Origin of the sequence: Rhizocola hellebori (genome assembly GCF_016862955.1) — a bacterium.
Lineage (GTDB): Bacteria > Actinomycetota > Actinomycetes > Mycobacteriales > Micromonosporaceae > Rhizocola > Rhizocola hellebori.
On record NZ_BONY01000016.1, the window covers coordinates 1 to 25,281 of the forward strand.

28 protein-coding genes and 1 riboswitch are annotated in these 25,281 nt (G+C 67.7%); of the genes, 12 read left to right on the forward strand and 16 right to left on the reverse strand.

Going from position 1 to position 25,281, the window contains the following annotated elements:
• Nucleotides 1-40: 40 nt before the first annotated feature.
• Nucleotides 41-406 carry a hypothetical protein gene (locus tag Rhe02_RS15040; RefSeq protein WP_203908839.1) on the reverse strand — a complete coding sequence of 122 codons (366 nt, stop codon included), beginning with the start codon at nt 404-406 and terminating at the stop codon, nt 41-43.
• A gap of 103 nt (nt 407-509) precedes the next feature.
• On the opposite strand from Rhe02_RS15040, the gene Rhe02_RS15045 reads away from it, so the two are divergent.
• Together Rhe02_RS15045 and Rhe02_RS15050 are read left to right on the forward strand one after the other, a co-directional pair.
• Nucleotides 510-1,898, forward strand: a complete 1,389-nt coding sequence (locus Rhe02_RS15045) for a class II 3-deoxy-7-phosphoheptulonate synthase (RefSeq protein ID WP_203908840.1) — start codon at nt 510-512, stop codon at nt 1,896-1,898.
• Nucleotides 1,895-2,878, forward strand: coding sequence for a threonine aldolase family protein (locus Rhe02_RS15050; RefSeq protein ID WP_203908841.1), 984 nt, complete (start codon nt 1,895-1,897; stop codon nt 2,876-2,878). Before Rhe02_RS15045 ends, Rhe02_RS15050 begins: the two co-directional genes overlap by 4 nt.
• Here Rhe02_RS15050 and bfr read toward each other — a convergent pair.
• The 4 genes from bfr to Rhe02_RS15070 all read right to left on the reverse strand — a co-directional run bounded on the left by bfr (nt 2,856) and on the right by Rhe02_RS15070 (nt 6,393).
• Nucleotides 2,856-3,335, reverse strand: a complete 480-nt coding sequence (gene bfr, locus Rhe02_RS15055) for a bacterioferritin (RefSeq protein WP_203908842.1) — start codon at nt 3,333-3,335, stop codon at nt 2,856-2,858. The two genes, Rhe02_RS15050 and bfr, sit on opposite strands and share 23 nt — an antisense overlap.
• Nucleotides 3,336-3,360: 25 nt before the next feature.
• Nucleotides 3,361-3,543: a (2Fe-2S)-binding protein gene (locus Rhe02_RS15060; protein ID WP_239123848.1), complete on the reverse strand. Its 183-nt coding sequence runs from the start codon at nt 3,541-3,543 to the stop codon at nt 3,361-3,363.
• Between the two features lie 61 nt (nt 3,544-3,604).
• Nucleotides 3,605-4,435, reverse strand: a complete 831-nt coding sequence (locus Rhe02_RS15065) for a deoxyribonuclease IV (RefSeq protein WP_203908844.1) — start codon at nt 4,433-4,435, stop codon at nt 3,605-3,607.
• Nucleotides 4,420-6,393, reverse strand: coding sequence for a Stk1 family PASTA domain-containing Ser/Thr kinase (locus tag Rhe02_RS15070; RefSeq protein WP_203908845.1), 1,974 nt, complete (start codon nt 6,391-6,393; stop codon nt 4,420-4,422). The genes Rhe02_RS15065 and Rhe02_RS15070 overlap by 16 nt, the downstream gene beginning before the upstream one ends.
• Before the next feature lie 120 nt (nt 6,394-6,513).
• Here Rhe02_RS15070 and Rhe02_RS15075 point away from each other — a divergent pair, with 120 nt between their 5' ends.
• Both Rhe02_RS15075 and Rhe02_RS15080 read left to right on the forward strand, forming a co-directional pair.
• Nucleotides 6,514-6,804, forward strand: coding sequence for a hypothetical protein (locus tag Rhe02_RS15075; protein ID WP_203908846.1), 291 nt, complete (start codon nt 6,514-6,516; stop codon nt 6,802-6,804).
• Between the two features lie 257 nt (nt 6,805-7,061).
• Nucleotides 7,062-7,376, forward strand: coding sequence for an Rv2175c family DNA-binding protein (locus Rhe02_RS15080; RefSeq protein WP_203908978.1), 315 nt, complete (start codon nt 7,062-7,064; stop codon nt 7,374-7,376).
• Here Rhe02_RS15080 and mptB read toward each other — a convergent pair.
• The gene (gene mptB / locus Rhe02_RS15085; protein WP_203908847.1) at nt 7,345-8,838 is read right to left on the reverse strand and encodes a polyprenol phosphomannose-dependent alpha 1,6 mannosyltransferase MptB; all 1,494 of its coding nucleotides are present in this window, start codon (nt 8,836-8,838) and stop codon (nt 7,345-7,347) included. The two genes, Rhe02_RS15080 and mptB, sit on opposite strands and share 32 nt — an antisense overlap.
• Before the next feature lie 6 nt (nt 8,839-8,844).
• Here mptB and Rhe02_RS15090 point away from each other — a divergent pair, with 6 nt between their 5' ends.
• The gene (locus Rhe02_RS15090) at nt 8,845-9,291 is read left to right on the forward strand and encodes a guanyl-specific ribonuclease (protein ID WP_239123836.1); all 447 of its coding nucleotides are present in this window, start codon (nt 8,845-8,847) and stop codon (nt 9,289-9,291) included.
• On the opposite strand, the gene Rhe02_RS15095 is transcribed toward Rhe02_RS15090, so the two are convergent.
• Nucleotides 9,276-10,343: a polyprenyl synthetase family protein gene (locus Rhe02_RS15095; RefSeq protein ID WP_203908848.1), complete on the reverse strand. Its 1,068-nt coding sequence runs from the start codon at nt 10,341-10,343 to the stop codon at nt 9,276-9,278. The two genes, Rhe02_RS15090 and Rhe02_RS15095, sit on opposite strands and share 16 nt — an antisense overlap.
• A 42-nt stretch (nt 10,344-10,385) precedes the next feature.
• Nucleotides 10,386-10,718 (reverse strand): helix-turn-helix domain-containing protein, encoded by a 333-nt coding sequence (locus Rhe02_RS15100; RefSeq protein WP_203908849.1) that lies wholly within the window; start codon nt 10,716-10,718, stop codon nt 10,386-10,388.
• Nucleotides 10,719-10,859: 141 nt separating this feature from the next.
• Here Rhe02_RS15100 and metF point away from each other — a divergent pair, with 141 nt between their 5' ends.
• The gene (metF, locus tag Rhe02_RS15105) at nt 10,860-11,753 is read left to right on the forward strand and encodes a methylenetetrahydrofolate reductase [NAD(P)H] (RefSeq protein ID WP_203908980.1); all 894 of its coding nucleotides are present in this window, start codon (nt 10,860-10,862) and stop codon (nt 11,751-11,753) included.
• Nucleotides 11,754-11,769: 16 nt separating this feature from the next.
• The gene (locus tag Rhe02_RS15110) at nt 11,770-12,435 is read left to right on the forward strand and encodes a hypothetical protein (RefSeq protein ID WP_203908850.1); all 666 of its coding nucleotides are present in this window, start codon (nt 11,770-11,772) and stop codon (nt 12,433-12,435) included.
• Here the strand turns inward: Rhe02_RS15110 and Rhe02_RS15115 are convergent.
• Genes Rhe02_RS15115 through Rhe02_RS15130 form a run of 4 tightly spaced genes read right to left on the reverse strand, consistent with a single transcriptional unit; the run spans nt 12,416 to nt 14,661 of the window.
• Nucleotides 12,416-12,967, reverse strand: a complete 552-nt coding sequence (locus Rhe02_RS15115; protein WP_203908851.1) for a GNAT family N-acetyltransferase — start codon at nt 12,965-12,967, stop codon at nt 12,416-12,418. The two genes, Rhe02_RS15110 and Rhe02_RS15115, sit on opposite strands and share 20 nt — an antisense overlap.
• The gene (locus Rhe02_RS15120) at nt 12,964-13,452 is read right to left on the reverse strand and encodes a YbaK/EbsC family protein (RefSeq protein ID WP_203908852.1); all 489 of its coding nucleotides are present in this window, start codon (nt 13,450-13,452) and stop codon (nt 12,964-12,966) included. The genes Rhe02_RS15115 and Rhe02_RS15120 overlap by 4 nt, the downstream gene beginning before the upstream one ends.
• Nucleotides 13,391-14,383 carry an EamA family transporter gene (locus Rhe02_RS15125; protein ID WP_203908853.1) on the reverse strand — a complete coding sequence of 331 codons (993 nt, stop codon included), beginning with the start codon at nt 14,381-14,383 and terminating at the stop codon, nt 13,391-13,393. Before Rhe02_RS15125 ends, Rhe02_RS15120 begins: the two co-directional genes overlap by 62 nt.
• A 20-nt stretch (nt 14,384-14,403) precedes the next feature.
• A complete protein-coding gene (locus Rhe02_RS15130) occupies nt 14,404-14,661 on the reverse strand; it encodes a CBU_0592 family membrane protein (RefSeq protein ID WP_203908854.1) in 258 nt (85 codons plus the stop codon).
• Between the two features lie 14 nt (nt 14,662-14,675).
• A riboswitch (guanidine-III (ykkC-III) riboswitch) is annotated at nt 14,676-14,738 on the reverse strand.
• 327 nt (nt 14,739-15,065) lie between these two features.
• Between Rhe02_RS15130 and Rhe02_RS15135 the strand changes: the two genes are divergently transcribed.
• Nucleotides 15,066-15,470, forward strand: coding sequence for an SAV_6107 family HEPN domain-containing protein (locus Rhe02_RS15135; RefSeq protein WP_203908855.1), 405 nt, complete (start codon nt 15,066-15,068; stop codon nt 15,468-15,470).
• A 19-nt stretch (nt 15,471-15,489) separates the two neighbouring features.
• Here the strand turns inward: Rhe02_RS15135 and yczE are convergent, their stop codons facing one another.
• A complete protein-coding gene (gene yczE / locus Rhe02_RS15140; RefSeq protein WP_239123849.1) occupies nt 15,490-16,170 on the reverse strand; it encodes a membrane protein YczE in 681 nt (226 codons plus the stop codon).
• A gap of 97 nt (nt 16,171-16,267) precedes the next feature.
• Here yczE and yczR point away from each other — a divergent pair, with 97 nt between their 5' ends.
• Together yczR and Rhe02_RS15150 are read left to right on the forward strand one after the other, a co-directional pair.
• The gene (gene yczR, locus Rhe02_RS15145) at nt 16,268-17,722 is read left to right on the forward strand and encodes a MocR-like transcription factor YczR (RefSeq protein WP_203908856.1); all 1,455 of its coding nucleotides are present in this window, start codon (nt 16,268-16,270) and stop codon (nt 17,720-17,722) included.
• 17 nt (nt 17,723-17,739) lie between these two features.
• Nucleotides 17,740-18,129, forward strand: a complete 390-nt coding sequence (locus Rhe02_RS15150; RefSeq protein WP_203908857.1) for a VOC family protein — start codon at nt 17,740-17,742, stop codon at nt 18,127-18,129.
• A gap of 232 nt (nt 18,130-18,361) precedes the next feature.
• Here the strand turns inward: Rhe02_RS15150 and Rhe02_RS15155 are convergent, their stop codons facing one another.
• Together Rhe02_RS15155 and Rhe02_RS15160 are read right to left on the reverse strand one after the other, a co-directional pair.
• A complete protein-coding gene (locus tag Rhe02_RS15155) occupies nt 18,362-20,185 on the reverse strand; it encodes an AMP-dependent synthetase/ligase (RefSeq protein WP_203908858.1) in 1,824 nt (607 codons plus the stop codon).
• Between the two features lie 99 nt (nt 20,186-20,284).
• Nucleotides 20,285-20,917, reverse strand: coding sequence for a TIGR03085 family metal-binding protein (locus Rhe02_RS15160; RefSeq protein ID WP_203908859.1), 633 nt, complete (start codon nt 20,915-20,917; stop codon nt 20,285-20,287).
• A 188-nt stretch (nt 20,918-21,105) separates the two neighbouring features.
• Between Rhe02_RS15160 and Rhe02_RS15165 the strand changes: the two genes are divergently transcribed.
• Nucleotides 21,106-22,884: an ABC transporter ATP-binding protein gene (locus Rhe02_RS15165; RefSeq protein ID WP_203908981.1), complete on the forward strand. Its 1,779-nt coding sequence runs from the start codon at nt 21,106-21,108 to the stop codon at nt 22,882-22,884.
• Nucleotides 22,881-24,665 (forward strand): ABC transporter ATP-binding protein, encoded by a 1,785-nt coding sequence (locus Rhe02_RS15170; RefSeq protein WP_203908860.1) that lies wholly within the window; start codon nt 22,881-22,883, stop codon nt 24,663-24,665. The genes Rhe02_RS15165 and Rhe02_RS15170 overlap by 4 nt, the downstream gene beginning before the upstream one ends.
• Here Rhe02_RS15170 and rpsD read toward each other — a convergent pair.
• Nucleotides 24,662-25,270 carry a 30S ribosomal protein S4 gene (gene rpsD, locus Rhe02_RS15175; RefSeq protein WP_203908861.1) on the reverse strand — a complete coding sequence of 203 codons (609 nt, stop codon included), beginning with the start codon at nt 25,268-25,270 and terminating at the stop codon, nt 24,662-24,664. The genes Rhe02_RS15170 and rpsD overlap by 4 nt on opposite strands.
• Nucleotides 25,271-25,281 lie beyond the last annotated feature (11 nt).

Sequence of the window (25,281 nt, forward strand, 5' to 3'; positions counted from 1 at the left end):
GACACCGGCGCGGCGCTGCGATTGTGGGATGTGTGAAGCCTCAGGGCTGGCGTGGCAAGGCGAGATCTGTTCTTTTCTCATCCCCGTGGTAGGGCTGCGCGTGCTGTTCGGCCGCGGCCCCGGTGCGCCCGACCCGGCTCGACTCCTCCGCCCCGGGTCGGGCGATCGTTCCGTTTTCGACGCGGATCCGGGGGCAGCCGCGGTGCGGGGTGCTCCAGCCATCCCTTTGCCGGTAGGCGGTCCAGGCGCAGTGGGCTTCGTCGCGGTACCCCCAGGCGATGAAGATTTCCTCATCGGCCAGGCTGTAGCAACCGGCGGTCGCCATCCGGCTGCCCTCTTCGCGTTCATAGAACCGGCCGGTCAAGCCAGGGACCACGACACCATCGAGGTCAATGTCGTGTACCACGCGGTGAAGCCTATAGTCCGAAATGTCTGGTATTTGGCGCACGGGTCTCAGGGTACGGAATGCGCTGCCAGGTGATCGCGAACACGACCGTACCCTAGTGACCATGCGCGAATGGCACACGACGACGGCACCGCGAATGTCCGCTAGCCGTCCTGCCCTGGACAAGTCGGAAGCTGAGTCCTTTGGCCTGGACAACTGGCGCGACCTTCCCCGCGCCCAGATGCCGCCGTGGCCCGACTATTCCGAGGTGGAGCGGGTCTGCGCGGTGCTGGAGAGCGTCCCGTCGATCGTGGCGCCCTACGAGGTCGACCAGTTGCAGCAGCGGCTCGCCCAGGTGTGCGAGGGCAAGGCGTTCCTGTTGCAGGGCGGCGACTGTGCCGAGACCTTCGACGACAACACCGAGACCCACCTGCTGGCCAACGCCCGCACTCTGCTGCAGATGGCGGTCGTGCTCACCTATGGGGCCTCGCTGCCAGTGGTGAAGGTGTCGCGGGTGGCGGGCCAGTACACCAAGCCGCGTTCGGCGGCTCTCGACGCGCTCGGCCTGCCGGCCTACCGCGGCGACATGATCAACTCGTTGGAGCCGACCGCCGAAGCGCGCGTCGCGGATCCACAAAGGATGATCCGCGCCTACGCCAATGCGGCGGCGGCCATGAACATGCTGCGCGCCTACCTCGGTGGCGGGCTCGGCGATCTGCACGCGGTGCACGACTGGAACAGGGACTTCGTGCGCACGTCGGCGTTCGGCGAGCGCTATGAGGCCATCGCCCGCGAGATCGACCGGGCGCTCGCGTTCATCAAGGCGTGCGGCATGACCGACGAGGAAGCGCTTCGCACGGTCACGCTCTACTGCTCACACGAGGCGCTCGCGCTTGAATACGACCGCGCCCTGACCCGGGTCTCCGACGGCCGCGCCTACGGCCTGTCCGGGCACTTCCTCTGGATCGGCGAGCGCACCCGGGAGCTCGACGGCGCCCACATCGACTTCATCTCCCGCATCGCCAATCCGATCGGCGTGAAGCTCGGCGCCGGGACAACGCCCGCCTACGTCAAGCAGCTGTGCGAGATGCTCAACCCGGGCAACGTGCCGGGCAAGCTGACCCTGATCAGCCGGATGGGCAACCAGCTCGTACGCGACAAGCTGCCGGCTCTGGTCGAGCAGGTACGCGACAGCGGCGCCAAGGTGGTGTGGCAGTGCGATCCCATGCACGGCAACACCCACGAGTCGTCCAACGGCTACAAGACGCGCCACTTCGACCGGATCGTCGACGAGGTGCTCGGCTATTTCGAGGTCCACAAGATGGCCGGCACCCACCCCGGCGGCATCCACATCGAGCTGACCGGCGAGGACGTCACCGAGTGCCTCGGCGGCGCGCAGGCGATCGTGGATTCCGACCTGCCGGGACGGTACGAGACCGCGTGTGACCCGCGTCTGAACACCCAGCAGTCGCTTGAGCTTGCCTTCCTCGTGGCGGAGATGCTGCGCGGATGATCGATCTTCGCAGCGACACGGTCACCCGGCCGGGCCCGCAGATGCGGGCGGCCATGGCGGCGGCCGAGGTCGGCGATGACGTGTTCGGTGACGATCCGAGTGTGCTCGCGCTGCAGGAGCGCGTGGCGCGCATGTTCGGCCATGAGGACGCGCTGTTCACGCCGACCGGGTCGATGGCCAACCAGATCGCCATCCAGCTTCTCGTCCCGCCGGGCGATGAGCTGCTGTGCGAGGTCAACGCCCACATTCCGGGCCACGAGGTGGGTGCCGCCGCGGTCATCGGCGGCATCTCCACCCGCACCTTCAGCGACTTCGCCGCGATCCCCGCGATGATCCGTGCGGGCGGTGGATATGTGGTGCCCACCCGGGCGATCGCGGTGGAACAGACCCACAACGCGGGTGGTGGCACCGTCATCCCGATGTCCACATTGGAGCGACTGCGGGCGCTGGCCGATGCGCGCGGGGTTGCCCTGCATTGCGACGGCGCCCGCATCTGGCATGCGCATGTGGCCACCGGCATTCCGTTTTCGACCTACGGCGCGATTTTCGACACCATGTCGGTATGTCTGTCGAAGGGCCTGGGCGCTCCGGTGGGCTCACTGGTCATCGGCAGCGCCGAGCGGATGCAGCGGGCGCGCTTGCTGCGCAAGCGGATGGGCGGCGGCATGCGGCAGGTGGGAGTGCTTGCGGCGGCCGGGTTGTACGCGCTGGATCACCACATCGACCGGCTGGCCGAGGACCACGTGCGGGCCTCCCGGCTGGCCAAGGCCTTGGAACCGTGGAGCCGGTGGGGTGGTACCAACATAATCTATTTGGACAATGTAGACGCGCCCGCGCTGGTGGCGCAGGCGCGTGATAAAGGCGTGCTGGTGGGGGCGAGCGGGCCTCGCGAGGTCCGGCTCATCACCCACCTCGACGTCGACGACGCGGGTGTGGACCGCGCCGCCGACGTGCTGCTCACGATTCTGGGTGCTCAGTGACGTTCTGGAGATAGAGCGGCTCACCGAGCTTTTCGATCAGCCCGAGCTGGGTTTCCAGGTAGTCGAGGTGGTGTTCCTCGTCCTTGAGGATCTCCTCAAAGATGTTGGCCGAGGTGACGTCGTCGACCGAGCGCATGTACTTGATGCCCTCGCGAAGGCGCACCACCGCCTCTTTCTCGATCTCCATGTCGCACTCGAACTGCTCCTTGACGCTCTCGCCTATGCGCAGCGGGAGGAGTTTCTGGTAGTTGGGCAAGCCCTCGAGGAAGAGAATCCGGTCCGTCAGCACCTCGGCGTGCTTCATCTCATCGATGGACTCGTGCCGGGTGTATTTGGCCAGCTTCGTGTAGCCCCAGTTCTCCTGCATTTTGTAGTGCAAGAAGTACTGGTTGATCGCCGTAAGTTCGGCGGTTAGCTGCTCATTGAGATATTGGATAACGCGAGAGTCGCCCTGCATACCGCAATCTAAGCGGAATGTCGCATTAGGCGCTAACACCCACGAGCGTGTCGGCGTGTACCTCTTCGATCATGTCGCTGATCCGATCCAGGCAGCTTCCGCAGCCGGTTCCGGCGCCGCAGGCCTCGCCCACGCTGTCCTCGCAGCGGGCGCCGAGCTGAATCGCGGCGCGGACCTCGCACTCGCGGACGCGGGAGCAGATGCACACGTACAAGAGACGACACCTTTGTGAGGGAGGGTTGCCTTACCTCAGTAAGGGTGCCCTAAACCTAGGTGGTGCGCAAGCCCCTGAGCAGGGAAATGTCGTCGGAATGACGCTCCCCAGGTGTCTCAATAATCACTGGTACGCCCTCGAGCGCTGGATGTCCGAGCATCTCGGCGAAGGCGTCGGCCCCGATGGCGCCCGCCCCGATGGACTCGTGTCTATCCCTGGCCGAGCCGCAGGTGTCCTTGGAATCGTTGGCGTGCACCAACTTCAGCCTGCCCGGGCCGCAGACCTCGACCAGTTCGTCGAGCGTGGCCTTCATCCCGCCCGGGGTGGCGAGATCGTGACCCGCCGCCCAGGCGTGGCAGGTGTCGAAACAGACGCCCAGGCCGGGGTGCCTATCGACCATGTCGAGATATGGACCCAGGTCTTCGATCTTCGACGCGAGCGAGCGCCCACCACCCGCGCTCGGCTCGACCAGCAGCGCGGGCCCGTCGTCTGCGATCAACTCGAGCAGGGGCAACAGCGACTCGCTTACCTGTTTCATCGCGACCGCGGTGTAGGTGGGGTCGACGGCCGAGCCGGCGTGGAAGACCACCGCCCGCGCGCCGATCTGGCGCGCCCTCAGCAGCGCATGCGCGAGCACCTGAACCGACTGCTCCACCGTGGCAGCGGTGGGGGAGCCCAGGTTCACCAGCAGCGAGGCGTGAATGTAGGCAGGAATGTCCCTTTCCACACACCCGGCGGCGAAGGCCTCGTCCAGCTTCGGGTCGCCCGGCGGACGGGCCCAGCCCCGGGAATTTCCCACGTAGAGCTGAAGCGCGTCCGCGCCAACCTCGTCCACATAGGACAGTGCGGTCTTGGCCGGAACGTGCGCGCCTATCCGAACTTGCACGTAAGCACAATCTCCTGGCCCGCTGTCAGCGGCTTGCCTGGCTGCGGGTTCTGCTTCTCGACGTTGCCGATGGCCACCGAGACGGGATCGCCGTCGAGGCGCACCTGGTAACCGGCGCCACGGAACTGCCCGGCCACCCCCTGACAGTTCTGGCCGATCACACTCGGCATCGCCGCCACCGAGGCATTCTGGTTCACCTTCAGGGTGACCTCGTTGCCGCGTTCCGCGCTGCCGCCACCGGGCGGGTTCTGCTCCAGCACCTCACCCTTGGGTTTGGTCGCATCGTCGCCCGCAACGGTGAGCACCTTCAGGCCCAGGCCTTGCAACATCGAGGTGGCCTCATTGACCTGCAAGCCCACCACCGAGGGAATGGTGATCGGGGCCCGGCCCTTGCTGAGGATCACCTGCACCACACCACCCGGCTTCACCCCCTCGCCGACCGCAGGGACGGTTGCCACCACCGTGCCGGCGGGCGCGGCATCGCTGAACACCGGCGCGCCCTGCGTCACCTGGAATTTCATCGGCTCCACCGACAGGTCGGCGGTCGCCAGCTCCAGGGTTTTACCCACCACGTTCGGTACCGGATACCGCTCGGCCCCAAGCGAAAGGATCAGCTTGATCGTGCCGCCCTTGGCGACCCGGCCGCCCGGACCGGGCACCTGGCCGAGCACTATGTCCTTCGCCACGTCCTCGCGGAACTCGCCCTGGCCCAGCTCCACCTTGAGCCCGGCCTCCTGGGCCTTGGCCTGCGCGGCGGCGAGGGTCATCTTCTGCAGGTCGGGTGCGGCCTCGAAACGCCCGAAGGCTAGCCACCAGCCACCGACCAGGAGCAGCACCAGAATCCCGGCCAGCGCGGCGGCCAGCGCCGTGCGCCCGCGCTGATTGGAGATGATCCGCTGGTGGACCGCTGACAGCTGACCCGCGAGCGTCCGCGGGCGGCGTGGTCGCCTGGCCCGTTGCTGCTGGCGTGGCCGGGCCGCGGCCCCGGCGGGCAGGCGCGCCCACGACGGCCGCTCGGTGACCTGGCTCACGATGACGGTGTCCTGGGTGATCGGGCGCAGCCGCTGGGTCGCCGCGTTTCCGCCCGCCAAACCCTCCCGCGCCGCCTGGACGGCGTTGAGCAGCGCTCCGGCGTCGGTCGGGCGTGACCCGGGATCGCGTCGGGTGGCGCTGACCACCAGCTCGTCGATGGCCGGGGGCAGCGCCGCGGCGTAGCGCGACGGCGGCGGCACATCGCGATCGACGTGCTGCCACGCCACGTCGACGGGACGCTCGGCGTCATAGGGAACCCGCCCGGTGAGCATCTCGAAAAGCATCACGCCCGCGCTGTAGACGTCGCTTCGCGGATCGGCGAAGCCGTCGGCCACCAGCTCCGGTGCGACATAGGCCACGGTGGCCATCAGCTGGCCGGCCTCGGGGTCTTCGGCTGACGCCTCGACCGCGCGGGCCAGGCCGAAATCGGCCACCTTGACCACGGCGTCGACCAGGCTTGCGCCGCTTGGGCTCTCGGCCACGAGCACGTTTTCGGGTTTCACGTCCCGGTGGACCAGGCCGGCGTGGTGGGCCGCGCCCAGCGCCGACAGCACCTGCTCCATCACGGCCAGCGCCTCGGCGGGGGTCAGCCTGCGCCGGTCGGCGAGGATGTCGCGCAGGGTGCGGCCGCGCACGTACTCCATCACCAGGTAGGGCAGGCCGGAATGGGTGCCCTGGTCATAAACCGCGACCACGTTGGGATGGGTCAGCCGGGCCACGGTCTTGGCCTCGTCGGTGAACTTGTCGAGAAAGGATCCGTCGCTCACCTGGGCTGGATGGATTATCTTCAGGGCGACCGTGCGCTCGAGGCGCTCGTCCATGGCTGTGTAGACGGTCGCCATGCCGCCCCGGGCCACACGGCCTCGGACACGGTAGCGGCCATCGACAAGGGACCCTATAAGCGGGTCCGCCACCTGAGTACTCATTGCAGGCGAGTCTAAGTCAGCGGGACGCAAACGTCGTACACCCGACCGCGTTACGACGTCGCGGCCGAGGCCGGAGCGCCTGTCGGCCAAGTCGACGAAGGCGATGGACTAGGGCTTCTGGTGACATTGGGCGTGCCGCTCGGCGAGGGCGTGGCACAGCTGCACGTGGGGGCCGGAGTCGGTACCGGTGGGGTGATCGACGCGGTGGGCGAAGGCCGGCTGGACCTGGGCGGGACCGGGCTGTTGAGCGCGACCGGCACCTTGGCACGGCTCTCGGCGGCCGACGGAAGCGGTGCCGGGGTCCGTGTCGGCGAGGCTGTGGCAGTCGGCTTCGCCCCGCTCGTCGGCAATGCGGCCGGGGCATCGCCGCGGGTGAGCAACGAGTCCAGCCCCCCCGTCACCACGACATAGCCGCTGATGCCGCCGGCCACCGCCAGACCGGCCGTAGTGGCCAGAATCACCCTGCGCTTCTGGCTCCGGCTCGCTCCAATCACGGGCAGTTCCTCGGTCCGCTCATTGATCGTCCGCCGGACCCGCCGGTTCGCCAGGTCGTAGCGCACCGAACGGATCGCTCCGGTGATCTCGCGGCGGACAAGTTCCCAGGGGTTCATCTAGGGCTGCTCCTCCTGACGTGGCAAGGTGTAAATGTGACCGAAACTGCCCATTGGATGACCTTGCCGGACGTCGCCGAACGGCTGAACTTGTCGATCGTCAAGGTTCACCAACTGATCAAAGACGGCTCTTTGCTTTCCGTCCGCCGCGACGGGGTGCTTCGGGTGCCCGGCGAGCTGATCGCCAACGACACCGTGCTGAAGCACCTGCCTGGCGTTCTGACATTGCTGCACGACGCCGGGTACAACGACGAAGAGGCGTTGCGGTGGCTCTTCACCGAGGACGACACCCTTCCGGGGACCCCCGCGGCGGCACTCGGCGGCGACTTGGCGCGTGAGGTCAAGCGGCGCGCGCAGGCGCTCGCCTTCTAGCCACGAGCACTATCAGCGCCGCGGTGACGGCGAACGCACCCACAGCTTTGGTCAGCACAGGAACCCCCAGCCCGTTGGGAAGGGTGAGGAAGGTGCAGATCACCGTCGCCGCGGCGAGCCAGCGCCGCTTGTCCGTCGCGCTGGCCGCCAGCACCGCTAGCGGGGTTATGGCGTACCACGGATAGAAAACCGGGCCAAGGATCGCTGTCGCAGCAAGGGCCAGCCCGCTGGCGACGACGATTTTCTGGGTACCGGTGCGATGCCGCCACGCCCAAAAAAGCAGCGATATCCCAAGCACCGCAAGCGCTGCCACGCCCACCACCCGTGCCACGGCGATCGGTCCTTCCGGGGCAAACCCGAAGGGGCGCAACAGATATCCGATGGTCATCCCCACCGCGGTGGGCACCGAGCTCCACTGAGCCAACTCCCCGGTGCCCCGCAACGCTTGCACCCAACCCAAATCGAGCCCGGTGGCCAAACTCAGCCCGGCAAACCCGCCGACCACGCCAGCCGCCGCAGCCCACCATCGCCGCCCAAGCAAGATGAACACAAACGGCACCACCGCGATCGCCGTGACCTTCACCGCGACCGCCCCCGCCAGCACCACTCCCACCACCACCGCCCGACCCCACAACCCCGCCCGTGCTCCTTGCGCTGCGCCATGACCGTCGCGACTTCGGGGAATTCGCGGCTTCGCGGCGCCCCAAAACCGCGATTTCCCCGAAACTGCGGCCTCCTCGTGGCGGCGACCGGCGGCAAGGGCGGCGGAGCGGTTGGTGGCTGCGATGGTCAGCGCGGTGACGACGAGCGCGGCGACCAGCAGGTCGTTGTGGGCAGCGGACAGGCCGTGGACGAGAATCAGCGGGGTGACCACGCCCAGCCACGCGGCCGAAGCTGGCGAGAGTCCACAGTGGACGGCCAGTTTCGGGGCCTGCCAAGCGAGAACGAGCACGCTGGCCACGGCCAGCAGCCGAAGCACGATGATCCCGGTGACCAGATTTCCGGCGGCCGCGGCCAGACCGGACAGGGCGATCGCCAACGGGCCATAGGGCGTCGGGGTTTGCCACCACAGCTGAGGCACCGCCTCGAACCACGGGCATCCGCCCGCTTGAACCCCGACCGCGTAGGGGTCTTGGCCGTGGTTCCAGAGCCAGCCCTGACAGGCGTAGGCGTAGACGTCCCGGCTGCCCAGCGGAGGCGCGAACAGGATGGGCAGCGCCCACAGCGCGCCGGTCAGCAAGACCGTTCGCAGATTGGGCGTGGGAAGTTTCCACCACGCCACGGTGAGGACGACGCCGCCGGCCAGCCAGCACACCAGGCCCACGCTGAATGAGGCGGGCACGGCAGCGAAGCCGCCGGTGCGAAAACCTGCGCCGGGATCTCCGCCGGGGTGGGCGCCGGCCAGCGCCGCGGCGGCAGCCAGCAGCACGGCACCGGCCAAGCCACACCACCGCCAAAACATTCCCTGATGTTAGTGGCCGCGATCGGTAACGTTGCCGTGGTGACGCGTCGCTACCGGCTGATGGCCGGGCTGGCCCTGCTCGTGGTCGCTGTGCTGGCCGTGGCGGGCTTCTGCGCCCGAAAGTCCACACAGGACGGTGTCGGGCCACCTGCCGGTGCGGCAACTCCCGTCTCCGGCCTGCCCACGGTCATGGCGGGTGACTTGCCGAAAGAGGTGGCCGCCACCCTGGTCCTGATCGACAAGGGCGGGCCGTTTCCCTACGACAAGGACGGGTCCACCTTCGCCAACCAGGAGCGGCTCCTGCCGCAGCGGGAGCGCGGCTACTACAAGGAGTACACGGTGCCGACCCCCGGATCACGCGATCGGGGTGCGCGGCGGTTGGTGGTGGGCAGCAAGGGCGATGTTTACTACACCGCCGACCACTATGAGTCTTTCCGTCAGGTGCTGCGGTGAACTGCTGAATCGGCGAGCTCGCTCAGCGCGAGCCGCGCCTGCTCGGTGATGTCGGCGGCGGCGAGCGCGGTGAGGGCGGCGGCGGTCAATTCTTCGATGCGTTCCTCCGTGCGTTCCAGGGCGCCCGACCGCAGGATCACCTCGCGGAGGTCGGCCACCGTGCTGTCGTCGAGACCGGGATCACCAAGCGATTTGGCCAGCAGCTCGCGATCGGTGTCGTCGGCCGCGCCCGCGAAGGCGACCGCCATCAGATAGGTGCGTTTGCCCTCGCGCAGGTCGTCGCCGGCGGGCTTGCCGGTCGTGGCCGGGTCGCCGAACACGCCGAGCACGTCGTCGCGCAGCTGGAAGGCCTCGCCCAGCGGCAGGCCGAAGGCGGAGAAGATCTGCAGCAGGCTCGTGTCGGCGCCGGCCAGCACCGCGCCGAACAGCAGGGGATGCTCAACCGAGTACTTCGCCGACTTGTACCGGGCGACCAGGCTCGCGCGCTGCGGCGAGGTATCGCCGGTCACCTGGGACAGGACGTCGAGATATTGGCCGAGCATGACTTCTGTGCGCATCTGGTCGAAGGTGGCCCGCGCCAGCAGCACCGTGCCCGGGTCGAACCCACTGCGGTGCAGCATTTCGTCCGACCAGACCAGGCAAAGATCGCCCAACAGGACGGCCGAGGCCGCGCCGAACTGCTCAGCGCGGCCATGCCAGAGCGTGGCGGCGTGCATGGCCTCGAAGCGGCGATGCACCGACGGCTCGCCCCGGCGCGTGTCGGAGGCGTCCATGAGGTCGTCGTGGATGAGGGCGCCCGCCTGGACGAGCTCCAGCGTGGCCACCGCGTTGATGAGCTCCTGGCTGTCGGGCGCGCCGGTCGACCTGGCCCCCCAGTAGGCAAAGGCGGGACGCAGCCGTTTGCCGCCACCCAGCACGAAAGCCTCTACGGCATCGGCCAACGGCAAGAGATCTTCGTCAATGGATTTCATGTGGTCTCGTTGGCCTGCCAAAAACTCGGCCAACGCCTGACGGACGCGAGCCCGAAGGTCGGCGTGGTCGACCGGATTCATCCCTTGGCCTCCTGCCTTCGGCCGTGCCTGTCCTCCTCAAAGCTAGTCGATCGCAGATATCCACAAGACGCCTGGGCGGGCGACGGTGAGCTTGTCACGCAGAAAGGCCCATCGGCGCGCGGCCGGATCACCCTGGCGCACCACGCTGGGCCGCCCGGGCGACAGCTGTTCGGAGGGCACCCGAAGGACGAGCGCCAGCCAGCCGATCCAGGCCTGAGCGGGCTGGCGCTGCCCACGCTCCCAGCGGCTGATCTCGTTGCGGGTCAAGCTGGACGTGCCAGTGGCAGTGCATAGCAGGTGGGCGAGCTGTTGCTGGCTCAGGCCGCGTCTGCGGCGAAGCTGGGCAAGGCGAGGGCCGAAGGTCGATGATGACATGACAATCCTTTGCTCGTCGGTCGATCATCGGCGCTGACCCCAGGACGCCGAGTAGTTTCTATCCCACCGGTATGACGATCCGCGCGGTTGCCCGCCTCCGGCCTATAAAGTCAAGGAGTGACAGCTCGCGCCCCCTCGACTATGCCCGGACCCAGACCTCGGATCAGCGACCTGCTGAAAGCCGGCGATCCGACGTTCTCCTTCGAGTTTTTCCCGCCCAAGACGGCCGAGGGGGAGCGGCAGCTGTGGCAAGCGATTCGTGAGCTTGAACCGCTCCGCCCGGACTTCGTGTCGATCACCTACGGCGCCGGCGGCAGCACCCGCGACACGACGGTGTCGGTGACCGAACGCATCGCGGCCGATACCACGCTATTGCCGATGGCCCACCTCACCGCGGTGAACCACTCGATCGCCGAGCTGCGCCACGTCATCGGGCGTTACTCCGACGCGGGAATCCGCAACATGCTGCTGGTGCGGGGCGACCCTCCGGGAGACCCGCAGGGCGAATGGATCCGCCACCCGCAGGGCGTCAGCCATGCCGACGAGCTGGTGTCGCTCGTCAAAGCGAGCGGTGACTACTGCGTGGCGGTGGCGGCGTTTCCCGAAAAGCACCCTCGTTCGCCCGACTTCGAGTCAGAGGTCCGCTACTTCGTGCAGAAATGCCGCGCCGGAGCCGACTTCGCCATCACGCAGTTCTTCTTCAACTGGGAAGACTGGGCCCGCCTGCGCGACGCGGCCAGCGCCCAGGGCTGCCAGGTGCCGATCATCCCGGGGGTGATGCCGGTGACGAACGTGAGCCAGATCGAGCGGATGGCCCAGCTCTCCGGGGCGGTCTTTCCGGCCAAGCTCGCCGAGCGCCTGCGCGCGGTGGCCGACGACCCGGTGGCGGTGCGCGCGATCGGCGTCGAGGTGGCCACCGAATTCGGTGCCCGGCTGCTCGCCGAGGGTGCGCCCGGCCTGCACTTCATCACGCTCAACAGATCGACCGCTACCCGCGAGGTCTGGCAGCAGTTGAGAGTAGGTGCGAGCGTCTAGCAGCGGGTCGTCCGCGATGACCTGGAATGAGTTCGTCGCGGGCTGGGCCGGCGCGTACGGCGGCTACGACCTTCGCTATGCCGCGGCGCCCCGGCGTCGGCTGCTCGCCGCCGCCTACCGGGTCAGCGGCCTGCTCGCCCGGTTCGGAGTAAGGCCCGCATCGATGATGGTGCTATCGGCGGTCTTCGCGGCGGCGGTGCCGGTGATCGCGCTGCGGGGTGGCGCGTGGCCGTTGACCGCGGCCGCGATGCTGGTGGCGGGCCTGATCGCGGACACCATCGGGTCCGGCCTGAGCGTCGTCACCGGCGGGATAACCAGACTCAGTGGCTTCTATCAGTCGCTGGTCGAGCGGTTCTCAGAGTTCTGCTGGCTGATGGCCTTGGCTTTGCTGGGTACCAAGGACTGGCTGATCTTTTCGGTAGCCGCCATCGTCTGGGCACACGAATACGTCAAGGCGAGGGTGGGCGCCGCGGCGTTGCGGCCCACGGCAACCACGACTGTCGGCGATCGCCCCACCCGGGTCTGGTCCGTGCTGGTAGCTCTCGTGCTCGCGGCCGCGGCGGCCCAATGGGGGCAGGATCTCGCGGCCGCGGCGGTGACTCTGGTGGTGCTGAGCTGGCTGACGCTGGCCCTGGTCGGGCTGGGTCAGCTCTTCGGCATCATCAGGAAGGTGCTGGCATAGGCAGGTCGCGGCCCAGCACGGCAAACGGCCGCGGGTCGCCCGGAAACATCAGCTGGCGCACCACATCGACGAAACCCGTCCGCCGGTAGAGGCGCCACGCCCGGGACGCGCCCTCATCGGCCACCTCGGGTGTGGAGAGCAAAGCGGTGCGTTCCGCGGTCATCGAGACCAGGCTGCGCAGCTGCGCCTCGCCCCGCCCGTGCCCCTGGGCGGACGGCCGCACGTGCATTTCGACGATTTCGAAACACGACGAGAGCCAGCGCCGCCGGCCTTCCTCGGCGAGCGCACCCCGCACGTGGTCATGCCACCACTGCCCGGGACCGCCGCGGTAGCCGTAGCCGAATCCGGCCAGCTCACCGGCATCGGTCATGGTCGCCACGGCGTAGAAGCCGGAGCGTTTCAGATGGGTGTTGATGTAGCCACGCCGCACCTCGAGTGCCTGCTTGTCATAGGACATCGCCTCGCCGAAGACCGCGAGCACCTCGTCCATTCGTCTGGCCAGGTCTTGTGCGGTCCACGAGACCAGTCTCATGCGACATCGACCTCGTCGGCGTCCGTGATGCGCAGCAGCTCGCGATAGGTGATGGGGAAGACCGCTTGTGGCACACCACCAGCGGCCCAGATCACGTCGTACTGGCCCAGCGTCCGGTCCAGCAACGTGCGCACAGGACGCGGATGTCCAAGCGGCGCAACGCCTCCGATCGGCTGGCCGGTGTGCTCACGGACAAACTCGGGGGTGGCTCGCTTGAGCTTTTCCACGCCCAGATCGGCGGCCACCTTCGCGGTGTCCACTCGATGGGCGCCCGAGGTCAGCACGAGCAACGGCTCCCCGGAGACATCGAAGATCAGCGAGTTGGCGATCTGGCCTACCTCGACGCCGAGCGCCTGCGCTGCCGCTGCGGCCGTGTGCACGCCTTCGTCAAGAAGCAGGATCTGGCTGCTGGAGCCCGTCGCCTCAAGTCTTTGCTGGACTGCTATGACGTTGGGGTGCAAGGACGGTGTCTTCGATGGGAGCATGCGACTCATTGTGCCGGACGCCGACACGCGCCGTCTCGGCTAATCCGACGCCTGCCAGCAGCACGACGCCGCCCACCAGCTGGGTGGCGGTGAGGCTCTCGCCCAGTGCGATCCAGGCCACAGCGGATCCGAGCACCGGCTCAAGCATGGCGATCATGCCCACGCTGGTGGGCGGGAGATGGCGCAACGAGGCTGCGATCAGCGCATAGGAACAGACGCTGCCGCCGATGATCAGGTAGATGCACAGCAGCCAGATTGGCGTGCCACCCGCGGTCGTCCCGGCCAGGGAGCTCCAGTCCGGCAGCCGGCCACCGGCCCCGCGGGTGAGCAGACCCGCCAGGGCGGCCACGCCGAAACCCCATGCGGTAACGGAGATGGCGTCGCGGTTGGCCACCTGCCGCTCGCCGAGCAGGAAGTAGAGGGCGAAAAGCAGCGCGCAGAGCAGAGCGGCGGCCACGCCCAGCGCGTCGAGTTTCAGGGCACCGCCGACGTCGGCGACGATGGCCAGGCCGGCGAGGCTCAACCCGAACCCGATCCACAAGCGCGGGCGAACCTGCTGGCGCCGCCCGAAACGCGCCCACAGCGCGACGAAAAGGGGCGCGGTGTATTGCAGCAGCAGGGCTATTCCGACCGGCAGCCGGCTGAGGCCCACGAAATAGAGCATCGGGACGACGAAGTAACCGATCACGCCGAAGGCGAGCAGAAGCGGCAGCTCGCGCACGGTGACGCGGAACCTGGTCGGGCCGGGTCGCAGGATCACCCCGGCGATGAGCAGCGCGAGACAGCTTCCGGCAGCGCGGAAGGTGGTCAGGTCGCGGGCTTGGATGCCCGCCTGCAGGATCACCTTGGAAACGCTGCCGTTGATGGCGAACAGCAGGGCCGCAACAGCGACCATGGACACGCCCAGGGCCGGGCGAGGACGGAACGGCACGGGCCCAGGCTACAGCCCGGTTATGAGTCAGCCCGCACTCGCTCCTTACCTGGCAACGCCAGGTGGATCAGGCCCGCGACCGAGACGATCGCCCAAACCCCCTCCAGCAGCAGGAAGCCCCACTGTGCCCCGATGGCCGCGTCGACCGCGAGGACGGCCGAGCCGATCGCGTTGACGGTGAGATACCTCGCCGACTTGGGGTTGAGCCGCCCCAGCTGGACGAGCAGGAAGCCGGACAGGATCAGCAGGGATCCAGCGATCTGGATGAGGTGAGTCATGGTCGCTCCCGTTCAGAGCGCCGTCGTCAAGCCGGGTACGGCGCGCCTCGTCCGGGAGCTGGTCAGGTGACCTGTCGGGTTTCGATGGTACCCGAAGCCTTGACCGAGGCAGACTTTCGAACTAATGTTCTAGGCAGTTCTTCGGACAGGTGTTCGATCTTCGGGTGATCGCGCTCCTTACGGAGAGCCCACAATTTCACAGGTCTCCGGGGGGAGAGCGATTCGCGGCGCAACACCCTCGGTGCGGTGCTCGCGACACCGCATTCCGACCGCAGAAGTTTCGCGGCTTTCTGGCGGTCACCTGACGGGAACGTCACTCGCTGCCCACCGACCCCCGGGCAGCGGGTGACGAACCCGGCCGGCCGCCAATGCGGCCAGCCCATCGACGTTGAGGAGCGTGTCTGATGAGCGCTGCGGTTCTGATCCCTACCAACGCGTTGCCGCACAGAACCCCGTTGGAGCTGATAGTTCTGGCCCGGCGCGGGATAAACGAGGCTCGCGGCACCCAAGCCCACGCACAGAGTTACGCCACCGCTCACCTTGCGGCCCTTCGGGCGGCCGCGGCGGTCCTTGCGGTGCGCGCCCGGCCCGCCCCGATCAACAACCGCCGCCGCATTACCAGCGTCTGGGTGCTCCTGACGATGGTGGCTCCCGAGTTCGGGGAGTGGGCGGCCTACTTCTCCGCCGGCGCGGCGAAGCGATCCGCCGCCGAGTCCGGCATCGCCGTGGTCACGGCGGCAGAAGCCGACAGCCTGATCCTTCGCGCGGCCCGGTTCGTTGACATCGTGCAGCGGACTCTGGATCTCTAAAAGCTTTGAGCACCAACCATTACGAGCCGCAGGAAGCCGGCAGTGGGGCGGCCTGCGGCTCCACTTTGAGCGCCGGCTCTTCCAGCCGCGGTTTCACTGTCTGATGTGGACGAATGGTCAGCATCGGGAGGAAGAACTGAGCCAGCGGCCCGATGGCCAGCGCATAGGCGACGGTGCCGATGCCCACCTTTCCGCCGAGCAGCGCGCCGATCGCCACCACCGTGATCTCCAGAACCGTGCGCCAGCCGCGCAGCGACCAGCTGCGCGCGGCTAGTCCGGTCATGAGACCGTCGCGCGGGCCGGGCCCCAAATTGGCTCCGATGTAAAGGCCACTTGCGATGCCGCAGAGCAGGATGCCGGCGGTCATGAAAAGCCAGCGCATCGCCAGGTGTGACGGGTGTGGCAAGACTGTGTTGACCAGGTCCACGACCAGCCCCAGGACCACGATGTTGGCCACGGTGCCGATGCCTGGGCGCTGGCGCAGCGGGATCCAGCAGAGCAGCACGGTGGCTCCGGCCAGAATCAGTACGGTTCCGACGCTGAGGCCGGTGTGCAGGGCGATTCCCTGGTGCAGAACATCCCACGGCTGGTTGCCCAGACTGGCCTTCAACATCAACGTGATGCTGACGCCGTAAGCGACCAGCCCAGCCAGGAGTTGGGTCAGCCTCAACGGCAGGCGCTCGGTGATTGGCATCGGCATTGGCTTGTTTCTTGCGGTCACGTCTGCCAGTCTGGAGGCCAATTGGGGAGCTCTGAAAGAGCCAATTCGCACGAGGTGGACCTGTGGAGGCGGCGGCATGACCGTGACGGTTCGTGGCACGCAGCTGGCTCGGCTGCTCGGGCGCTGGCATGCCCTTCCCGCTCGGCGCCGGCTGCCTGACTACGTCGCGCTTGCCTCCGCCATCCGCGGGCTGCTCGCCGACGGCCGGCTCCCGCTGGGGGTGCGCCTGCCCGCCGAGCGAGATCTCGCCGATGCGCTGTCCGTGTCGCGCACCACCGTTTCAGCCGCCTACCGCGAGCTTCGCGAGTCGGGTCACCTGACGAGCCGGCGTGGTGCTGGAAGCTGGACCACTCTGCCCAACGGCCATCGGGTGGCCGGATCCGGGCTGTGGATGGCCGAGGATGACCTCGATCTGATCGATCTGAGCTGTGCCGCGCTCGGCGCGCCGCAGGAGATGATGAGCGCCGCCACGGCCGCGCTGGCCGATCTGCCGCGCTATCTCGGCGGCGCCGGCTACCACCCCACCGGCATCGGTGAGCTGAGAGCCGCGGTCGCCGACCAGTACACCGCCCGTGGCCTGCCCACGAGCCCCGAACAGATCATGATCACTAACGGTGTCCTGCACGCTCTGGACTTGGTTTTGCGTCTCCTGGTACCGGTAGGGGCCCCCGTCCTCGTCGAGTCGCCGACCTATCCCAACGCCCTGGCCGCTCTGGCCGGAAGGCGGGCCCGCGTCTCCACCCACGGCCTGGACGAAACCGGTTGGGACGCAGACCTTTTGCTCGGCTCGCTGCGGCAGACCCGTCCTCGGCTGGCCTACCTGATCCCCGAGTTCCAGAACCCGACCGGGCATCTGATGCCAGCCCCGCTGCGCGAACAGCTTGTCGCCACGGCCCAGCGCGCCGGGACGGATCTGGTCATCGACGAGTCCTTTGTGGACCTCCCGCTCGACGGCCAGCCGATGCCGCCCGCGGTGGCCAGCTTCGACCGGCACGGCCGGGTGCTCACCATCGGCGGTATGAGCAAGCCGTTTTGGGGTGGCCTGCGCATCGGCTGGGTAAGGGCGTCCGCCCCCACGGTGCAGCGCCTGGCCGCGGCCCGCGTCGGTGTCGACACCGCCGGTCCGGTGCTCGATCAGCTGGTCGGTGTCCATCTGCTTGCCATGGCCGACAAGGTGATTGCCGATCGGCGCAAGCAGCTCGCCAACGCCCGCGACGCGCTGCTCGCCGCGGCTGCCGAACATCTGCCGGCTTGGCGGATAACCCGGCCTTCCGGCGGCGTGACCCTCTGGGCCGAGCTGGATGGCCCGGTCTCCAGCGCCCTGGCCCGCGCCGTCGAGTCGATGGGTGTCCGGGTGGCCCCCGGCCCCCGGTTCGGTGTCGACGGGACACTGGAACGCTTCCTGCGCTTGCCTTTCACCCAGCCGATCCCCGAACTCATCGACGGCGTGCGCCGCATCGCCGCCGCCCGCTACGACCTCGATCGCACCGGCTCCCGTCCACAATGGAGCGAGCCCGAACTCATCGCCTGAGCACTACTATCTGGCATATGGTTTCCCGCATCGGCGAGATATGCATCGACTGCCGTGACCCGGAAGCGTCTGCGGCATTCTGGTGCGCAGCATTGGGGTACAGGGTCTTCGAGCGCGACCACACCGGCGTCGCCATCGCCGGTGACCCGTCAGCGCCGACGATCCTGCTGCTGGCCACCGATGACGTGAAGAAGGCCAAGACGCCACTGCATTTCGACCTGTGCCCAACCGATTCCGACCAGGCGGCCGAGGTTGAGCGCCTGATCGCGCTGGGAGCCTCGCGTGTGGACATCGGGCAGGGCGACCAGAAGTGGGTGGTGCTGGCCGATCCGTCCGGCATCGAGTTCTGCGTGATGCGCAGGCAGATCCCGCCCGAGCCGGAGCCGTTCCACCACCTCGAGCCGTGAGGTCACTGGCCGTAAAGCTCGCGCAGCGCCGCCTCGATCTGAGCGACCTCGGTCAGCCGGTCGCTGTAGCGCTGAGTTTGTGCGGGTTGGGGGAGCACGGGCGGGGAAGGGAAGGCCGTTAAGGCCTGACCGGTGCGCGCGGGAGCATTCGGGCAGGGACCACGACGGGCGGGCGTAAGGGAAAATAGTGGGAGGCCGCGCCAAAAGCACGGCCTCCCAAGGAAAGCGGGGTTTAGATCTCGGCGAGCGAGCCTTCGTACATCTTCTCGATGTCGCCGGCGAAGTTCTGTTCCACGCTGCGGCGCTTGAGCTTCATCGACGGCGTGATCTCGCCGTCTTCGATGGTCAGGTCGCGGGGCAGGATGGTGAACTTCTTGATGGTCTCCCAGCGGTTGAGCTTGCTGTTGAGTTCCTTGATGTAACCGGCGACCAGCTCCTGGGCCTCGGGAGAGGCGACGATTTCGGCGTAGGGCTTGCCTGCCAGCGGGGTGCCTGCGGCCCAGCCGGCGATGCCTTCGGCGTCGAGCGTCACGAGCATCGTGCAGTAGTTGCGCGAGTGGCCGATGACGAGGGCCTGTGAGGTGTAGGGGTTGATGGACTTGAACAGGCCCTCGATGTGGCTGGGGGCGATGTACTTGCCGCCGGAGGTCTTGACGAGATCCTTCTTGCGGTCGGTGATCCGCAGGAAGCCCTTGGCGTCAAGCTCGCCGATGTCGCCGGTACGGAACCAGCGGTCGTCGGTGAACACGGCGGCGGTCTCGTCGGCCAGGTTGTGGTAGCCGCGCATGACGGGCTTGCCGCGCAACAGGATCTCGCCGTCCTCGTCGATTTTGGCTTCGAGGTCGCCGAGGGCCTGGCCCACGGTGCCGATCCGCAGCGAGTCGGGGCGGTTGACGAAGTTGCCGGCGCTGGTCTCGGTGAGGCCGTAGCCCTCGCTGATGGGCAGCCCGGCGGCGGCGAAGAACTCCGCGATCGGCACGCTCAACGCGGCGGAGCCGGAGACCATGTACCGGATGTTGCCGCCCAGCCGCGCGTGCAGCTTGCTGAAAACGAGCTTGTGCGCCAAGCCGTTCTTGAACTTGAGGCCGCCCGGGATGGACTTGCCGGCCTGCTCGAGCGCGACGCGCTGCTTGCCCACGCGCACAGCCCAAGCGAAGATCTTCGCCTTCGCCCCGCCGGCCGACTGGGCCTGGGTGACCACGCGGTTGTAGACCTTCTCGAAGATGCGCGGTGCGGCACACATCAGGGTGGGCTTGATGATGCCCAGGTTGTCGATGATCTTGTCGACCCGACCGTCCACATAGGTCGGTACTCCGACGTGGATGATGCCGCAGATCAGCGTCTTGCCGAAGGAGTGCGACAGCGGCAGCCACAGGAACTGAAGGTCGCTGGGGATGAGCACCCCGATCGCGCCCTGGGCCACGCCCTGCCAGCACCATCCGCCGTGCAGCAGCTCGACGCCCTTGGGGCGTCCGGTGGTGCCCGAGGTGTAGATGAGGGTGGCCAGGTCGTCCTGGCCGATGGTCTCCACGATGCTCTCGATCAGGCCCGGCTGCGCGGCGAGCGCCTCGGCGCCGGCCTTCTCCAGCTCGGCGAGAGTCATCTGCGGAATGACCGCGTTCTGGTTCACCTCGCCATCGATGATCACGATGTGGGTGAGCCCCGGGCACGAGGCGGCGTCCATCTTCCCGGCCTGGGCCGGGTTCTCGGCGATCAGCACCTTCGAACCCGAGTCGGCCACGATGAAGCAGGCGTCCTCCGGCTCGGTCGTCGGATAGACGGTCGTGGTGGCCCCACCGGCGCACATGACGCCGAGGTCTGCCACCACCCAGTCGAGCCGGGTGTTCGCCAGGATGGCGACCCTGTCCTCTTTGCCAACGCCCAGGGTGGTGAGGCCGGCCGCGATGGCTTTGGCGCGTGCTCCGATCTGCGCCCACGTGTACCAGACCGGGGCGTCATTCGCATCGGGGCCGCCGAAGGCGTGCGAATCAGGCGTCGCTGCGACGCGCTTCAGGAACATCTCCGGGATGGAGCGGTACGGCACTTCAAGGGTCATCTGCGGATCGCCCATTTCTCGTAGGCAGCATCATCTGAACGTGACGCGGAACACGTTAATGCAGTGTTACCGAAGAGTACCCCCGGGGCAAGGGTCCGTTCAGATGCCCAGACGTGCCCGGTGCAGGCGTTCCACCAATTCGGCGGGGCCATCGAGCACCGCCTGTGACTGCGCCTGACGCCCGAAGAGGAACAGCAGAAGCTCGCCGGGTGTGCCAGTTATTCGCACGGTCTGCTCGCCGCCGGCCCCGCCGCGGACCGCGCCGAAGCCCGGCGCCTCGACATGGATGACCGCTTTGAACTTGCGCAACACGAGTCTGCTTCTGCGCCGGACCTGGGTGAACAGGGCACGCTGATGGGTGGAGGGCAGGTCGCGGGGCTCCCATCCGGGGCGGGCGCGCCGCACGTCCTCGTGGTGAATGAACATCTCGGCGAGGTTGACCGCCTCGTCCAGCATGGGATTGGCGAGGAGACTCCACCATGGCGGATTACGCAGATCGCGCAGCAACTGACCGTAGGGCTTGCCCGCGATCTCCGCCTGGACGCGCGCTGTGCGGTCGGCGAATCGTTTGATGACGATCCCGGCGCCGGCGTCCACGCGGCGTTCTCTCAGCAGCAGGTGTGCGGCCAGGTCCCGGGTGGTCCAGGTGCCGCAAAGGGTTGGTGCGTCTGGGCCCACCTCCTCCATAAGGCTGACCAGGGTGAGCCGTTCGGCAAAGGCGTACCGCGTCATGGGGCGATCCTAGGTGCCCGGGCGTGTGTGATCACACCCACACTGGAATCCGGGTCGCTCAAACCGGCCGCCGTCGGTAAGGATAGGAAGCCAAGCTAAGAACTTACTGGGGATGGCGGTCGCGAGTGGCTGAAGACGATAAACCCGAGATCACGGGGCGTGACGTGATCGCTCGCGGGGCGCGGGTGATGCTGCGAGCGATCCGTGATGAGCCCCGGATCTTCACTGTGGCCGTGCTGGGCAGCTGCCTGTTCGGCGCGCTGGTGATCGGGCAGGCCAAGGTCATCGGCTGGGTGGTCGGCGGCGTCGTGACAAAGGCGTACGACACCGGCGCTTTCGCCACGAGCACCATGGTGCTCGTCGCCGGGGTGCTCATCGCGATGGGCATGGGCCGGGTCATCGGCATCTTCGGGCGCCGGCTCGGCTCCGGATACATGATGTTCGCGCAGCAGGCCCGCTACCGCCGGATGGTCACGCGGCGCTATCTCGAGCTGCCGCTGTCCTGGCACCAGAGGCACGCCACCGGAACGCTTCTCTCCAACGCCAACGCCGACGTGGAATCGGCATGGTTTCCCTTGGCCCCCTTGCCTTTTGCCGTGGGGACCGTGTTCATGCTGGCCGGTGCGCTGGTCGCGCTGCTGCTCACAGACTGGGCGCTGGCGCTGGTCGGGCTCGTGGTGTTCCCGATGCTGTTCGCCGTCAACGTGTTCTTCTCCCGCCGGATGGCCCCCCGCGTCTCCCTCGCCCAGCAGAAGCGCGCCGAAGTGAGCGCGATCGCGCACGAGAGTTTCGACGGGGCGCTGGTCGTCAAGACCATGGGTGGTGAGGAGCGGGAGACCGAGCGGTTCGCGTCGCGGGCCGCGGAGCTGCGTGACGCGCTGATCCGGGTGGGCCGGCTGCGCGGGCTGTTCGATCCGCTGGTCGAGTCGCTGCCTTTCGTCGGCACGCTGGTGGCGATGGTGGTGGGCTCCTACCGGATGAAGGCCGGCGAGGTGAGCCTGGAAGAGCTGATCTTTGTGACCTTCCTCTTCACGGTGCTGGCATTCCCCGTCCGGGCCATCGGCTGGGTGCTGGGCGATTTGCCCCGCTCCGTCGCCGGCTGGGAGCGGGTGGAGAAGGTGCTCGACGCGACCGGCGAAATGCATTACGGGGCAAAGGACTTGCCCGGTTCCGAAGCGGCGTCGCTGAAATTCGAATCGGTGAACTTCTCCTACGAGCCGGATCAGCCGGTGTTGCACGAGGTGAGTTTCACCGTTCCGGCCGGGCGCACGGTGGCCCTGGTGGGGCCGACCGGTTCGGGCAAGTCGACGGTGGCGATGCTCGCGTCCCGGCTGGTGGATCCGGACAGCGGTCAGGTATCGGTGGACGGCACGCCGGTGCAGGACCTTTCCTCGCCTGCCCTGGCTCGCGCGGTCGCGCTGGTACCACAGCTGGCCTTCGTCTTCGAAGACTCGGTGGAAGCCAACGTGGTGCTCGACCGGGAGCACGTGATGGACCGCCACTTCCGCAGCGCGCTGTCGACCGCTCAGGCCGACACCTTCGTGATGCGCTTGCCCGAGGGAGTCGACACGCTGCTCGGTGAGCGTGGCACCTCGCTGTCGGGCGGCCAGCGCCAGCGGCTCACGCTGGCCCGTGCCTTGGCCGGCAGCCCGCGTCTGCTGATCCTCGACGACGCGACGAGCGCGGTGGATCCGCGGATCGAGGCGCGCATCCTGTCGTCTTTGCGCACTTCAGCGGCGAGCACTTCGGTGCTGGTCGTAGCATATCGACGGGCAACGATTGCTCTGGCCGACGAAGTCATCTATATGGAGCATGGCCGGGTGCTGGCGCACGGCACCCACGAGCAACTGCTGTCCACAGTGGAGGGATACCGCAACCTAGTGACCGCCTACGAAAAAGCCGACGCCGAAAGGGAACGCGAGCACGTCTACGACGAGGACGACGTGACATCAGGGGTGCCGGCGTGACGACAGATGCTCTGGCCGATACCACTCCCGAACCGACGTGGCGCACGTTCCGGCGCGGCCTTTCCCTTTCCCCTGAGCTGAAGGTCGGCCTCGCCGGGACCCTCGCCTTCGCCATCGTCTCGATGGTCGGCCGGGCCATCGTGCCGGTCGCCATCCAGCTCGGCATCGACCGTGGTCTGCGCGTTCAGGGCGGTCCGAAGACCGAGGTGGTGCTGACCGTGGCCCTGGTGACGGTCGCGCTGCTGACCATCACCACCACCTGTGGGTACCTGATGATCAGGCGGCTCTATCAGGTGAGCGAGACCGCGTTGGCCAACATCCGGGTGCGCACGTTCCGCCACATCCACGATCTGTCGATGCTGCACCAGCAGTCGGAACGGCGCGGGGCGCTGGTGTCCCGGGTGACCAGCGATGTCGACACCATCACCCACTTCATCCAGTGGGGCGGGGTCATCCTGCTCATCAGCGGCGGCCAGCTCGTGGTCACCACCATCGTGATGTCGATCTATTCGTGGAAGCTGACCCTGGTCGTGCTGGTCGCCTTCCTGCCGGCCGTGATCGTCATCAAGACGTTCCAGAAGCAGCTCGCCCGCGCCTACGCGGAGACCCGCCACAAGATCGGCAACATGCTCGCCGTCGTCTCGGAAGCGGTCGTCGGTGCGCCGATCATCCGTTCCTACGGCGTGGCGGCCAGGACATCGGCCCGCCTGGACAAAAGCATCGACGAGTTCCGCCAGGCACAGCGCAAGGCGCTGTTCAAAAGCGTCATGAGCTTCTCCACCGGAGAGATCGCCGCCGCGCTGGCGCTGGCCGCGGTGGTCATCGTGGGGACGCGGCTTGGCATCGGGGGCGAGCTGACCATGGGTCAGCTCGTGGCGTTCCTGTTCCTGGTGACCCTGTTCATCCAGCCGGTACAGATCGCGACCGAGGTGCTCAACGAAGCGCAGAACGCCATCGCGGGCTGGCGCCGGGTGCTCGACGTGCTCGACATGCAGCCCGACGTTGCCGACCCGGCCGAAGAGGGCATCGACCTTCCCGAAGGCCCGCTTGACCTGCGTTTCGAGCATGTCAGCTTCCACTATCCGACCGGGCCGACCGTCCTGGACGACGTGCACCTGGAGATCCCGGCCAAGACCCGGGTGGCCGTGGTCGGCGAGACCGGCAGCGGGAAGACCACCTTCGCCAAACTGCTCACCCGGCTCATGGATCCGGCGCAGGGGGAGGTGCTCCTGTCCGGCGCGCCACTGCAGAAGGTTCGCTTCTCGTCGTTGCGCAGCCGGGTGGTCCTGGTGCCGCAGGACGGTTTCCTCTTCGACGACACGGTGGCCGAGAATGTGCGCTTCGCCCGGCCGGGGATGACCGACGAGGAGCTGGAGCTGGCCTTCACCGAGCTCGGGTTGCTGGATTGGGTACAGGGGCTCAGCCACGGGTTCGAGACCAACGTCGGTGAGCGCGGCGAGGCGCTGAGCGTGGGGGAGCGCCAGCTCGTGGCGCTGGTGCGGGCCTATGTGGCCGACCCCGACCTGCTGGTGCTCGACGAGGCGACCAGCTCGGTGGACCCGGCGACCGAGGTCCGTCTGCAAAGGACACTCGATGCGGTGACCCGGGGCCGGACAACCGTGGCCATCGCGCACCGGCTGTCCACCGCGCAGGCGGCCGACGAGGTGATCGTGATGGACAAGGGTGTGGTGGTACAGCGAGGGCCCCACGACGAACTCGTCGGGGACCCAGACTCGATTTACGGCCGCCTCTTCGCCAGCTGGCTGGAACAGACCCGCTAGCGGGAGTAGAACTCGACGACGAGCTGCTCGTCGCAGCGCACCGGGATCTCGCGCCGCTCCGGCTCGCGGACCAGCGTGGTTTTCAGCTCGGCCAGCGAGGTGGACAGGTAGGGGGCGCTCACGGAATTCGCGTGGGCGCCCGCGGCCGCCACGACGAAAGGGGTAAGGCTGCGGCTGCGTTCCCTTACCTCGATCACCGAGTAGGGCGTGACTCGATAGGACGGGATGTCGACCTTGCGGCCGTCGACCTGGATATGGCCGTGTCCGACCAGCTGCCGGGCCTGATAAATGGTGCGGGCGAAACCGGCCCGCAGCACAAGCGCGTCCAGCCGGCATTCCAGCTCCACCACGAGCCGCTCACCGGTCTTGCCCTGGGCCTTCAGCGCGCGGGCGAAGACGCGCCGCAGCTGGGTTTCGCTGATGTTGTACTGGTGGCGCAGCCGCTGCTTTTCCAATAGCCGCACCGAATAGTCCGAGGGCTTCTTGCGTGAGCGACCGTGCACTCCGGGCGGGAACGGGCGTCGCTCGAAGTACTTCACGCACTTGGGTGTGAGCGGGATGCCCAGCGCTCGGGACAGCTTGGCCTTCGGGCGCGATTGGTTCATCTAGCCTCCTT

What these genes read in the sequence shown, in the direction of transcription:
- Rhe02_RS15045 (WP_203908840.1), top strand. Translation starts at nt 510, where the DNA reads ATGCGCGAATGGCACACGACGACGGCACCGCGAATGTCCGCTAGCCGT.
- Rhe02_RS15050 (WP_203908841.1), top strand. Translation starts at nt 1,895, where the DNA reads ATGATCGATCTTCGCAGCGACACGGTCACCCGGCCGGGCCCGCAGATG.
- bfr (WP_203908842.1), bottom strand. Translation starts at nt 3,335, where the DNA reads ATGCAGGGCGACTCTCGCGTTATCCAATATCTCAATGAGCAGCTAACC.
- Rhe02_RS15070 (WP_203908845.1), bottom strand. Translation starts at nt 6,393, where the DNA reads ATGAGTACTCAGGTGGCGGACCCGCTTATAGGGTCCCTTGTCGATGGC.
- Rhe02_RS15080 (WP_203908978.1), top strand. Translation starts at nt 7,062, where the DNA reads ATGACCTTGCCGGACGTCGCCGAACGGCTGAACTTGTCGATCGTCAAG.
- mptB (WP_203908847.1), bottom strand. Translation starts at nt 8,838, where the DNA reads ATGTTTTGGCGGTGGTGTGGCTTGGCCGGTGCCGTGCTGCTGGCTGCC.
- Rhe02_RS15090 (WP_239123836.1), top strand. Translation starts at nt 8,845, where the DNA reads ATGTTAGTGGCCGCGATCGGTAACGTTGCCGTGGTGACGCGTCGCTAC.
- Rhe02_RS15095 (WP_203908848.1), bottom strand. Translation starts at nt 10,343, where the DNA reads ATGAATCCGGTCGACCACGCCGACCTTCGGGCTCGCGTCCGTCAGGCG.
- Rhe02_RS15100 (WP_203908849.1), bottom strand. Translation starts at nt 10,718, where the DNA reads ATGTCATCATCGACCTTCGGCCCTCGCCTTGCCCAGCTTCGCCGCAGA.
- metF (WP_203908980.1), top strand. Translation starts at nt 10,860, where the DNA reads ATGCCCGGACCCAGACCTCGGATCAGCGACCTGCTGAAAGCCGGCGAT.
- Rhe02_RS15110 (WP_203908850.1), top strand. Translation starts at nt 11,770, where the DNA reads ATGACCTGGAATGAGTTCGTCGCGGGCTGGGCCGGCGCGTACGGCGGC.
- Rhe02_RS15115 (WP_203908851.1), bottom strand. Translation starts at nt 12,967, where the DNA reads ATGAGACTGGTCTCGTGGACCGCACAAGACCTGGCCAGACGAATGGAC.
- Rhe02_RS15120 (WP_203908852.1), bottom strand. Translation starts at nt 13,452, where the DNA reads ATGCTCCCATCGAAGACACCGTCCTTGCACCCCAACGTCATAGCAGTC.
- Rhe02_RS15130 (WP_203908854.1), bottom strand. Translation starts at nt 14,661, where the DNA reads ATGACTCACCTCATCCAGATCGCTGGATCCCTGCTGATCCTGTCCGGC.
- Rhe02_RS15135 (WP_203908855.1), top strand. Translation starts at nt 15,066, where the DNA reads ATGAGCGCTGCGGTTCTGATCCCTACCAACGCGTTGCCGCACAGAACC.
- yczE (WP_239123849.1), bottom strand. Translation starts at nt 16,170, where the DNA reads ATGCCGATGCCAATCACCGAGCGCCTGCCGTTGAGGCTGACCCAACTC.
- yczR (WP_203908856.1), top strand. Translation starts at nt 16,268, where the DNA reads ATGACCGTGACGGTTCGTGGCACGCAGCTGGCTCGGCTGCTCGGGCGC.
- Rhe02_RS15150 (WP_203908857.1), top strand. Translation starts at nt 17,740, where the DNA reads ATGGTTTCCCGCATCGGCGAGATATGCATCGACTGCCGTGACCCGGAA.
- Rhe02_RS15155 (WP_203908858.1), bottom strand. Translation starts at nt 20,185, where the DNA reads ATGACCCTTGAAGTGCCGTACCGCTCCATCCCGGAGATGTTCCTGAAG.
- Rhe02_RS15160 (WP_203908859.1), bottom strand. Translation starts at nt 20,917, where the DNA reads ATGACGCGGTACGCCTTTGCCGAACGGCTCACCCTGGTCAGCCTTATG.
- Rhe02_RS15165 (WP_203908981.1), top strand. Translation starts at nt 21,106, where the DNA reads ATGCTGCGAGCGATCCGTGATGAGCCCCGGATCTTCACTGTGGCCGTG.
- rpsD (WP_203908861.1), bottom strand. Translation starts at nt 25,270, where the DNA reads ATGAACCAATCGCGCCCGAAGGCCAAGCTGTCCCGAGCGCTGGGCATC.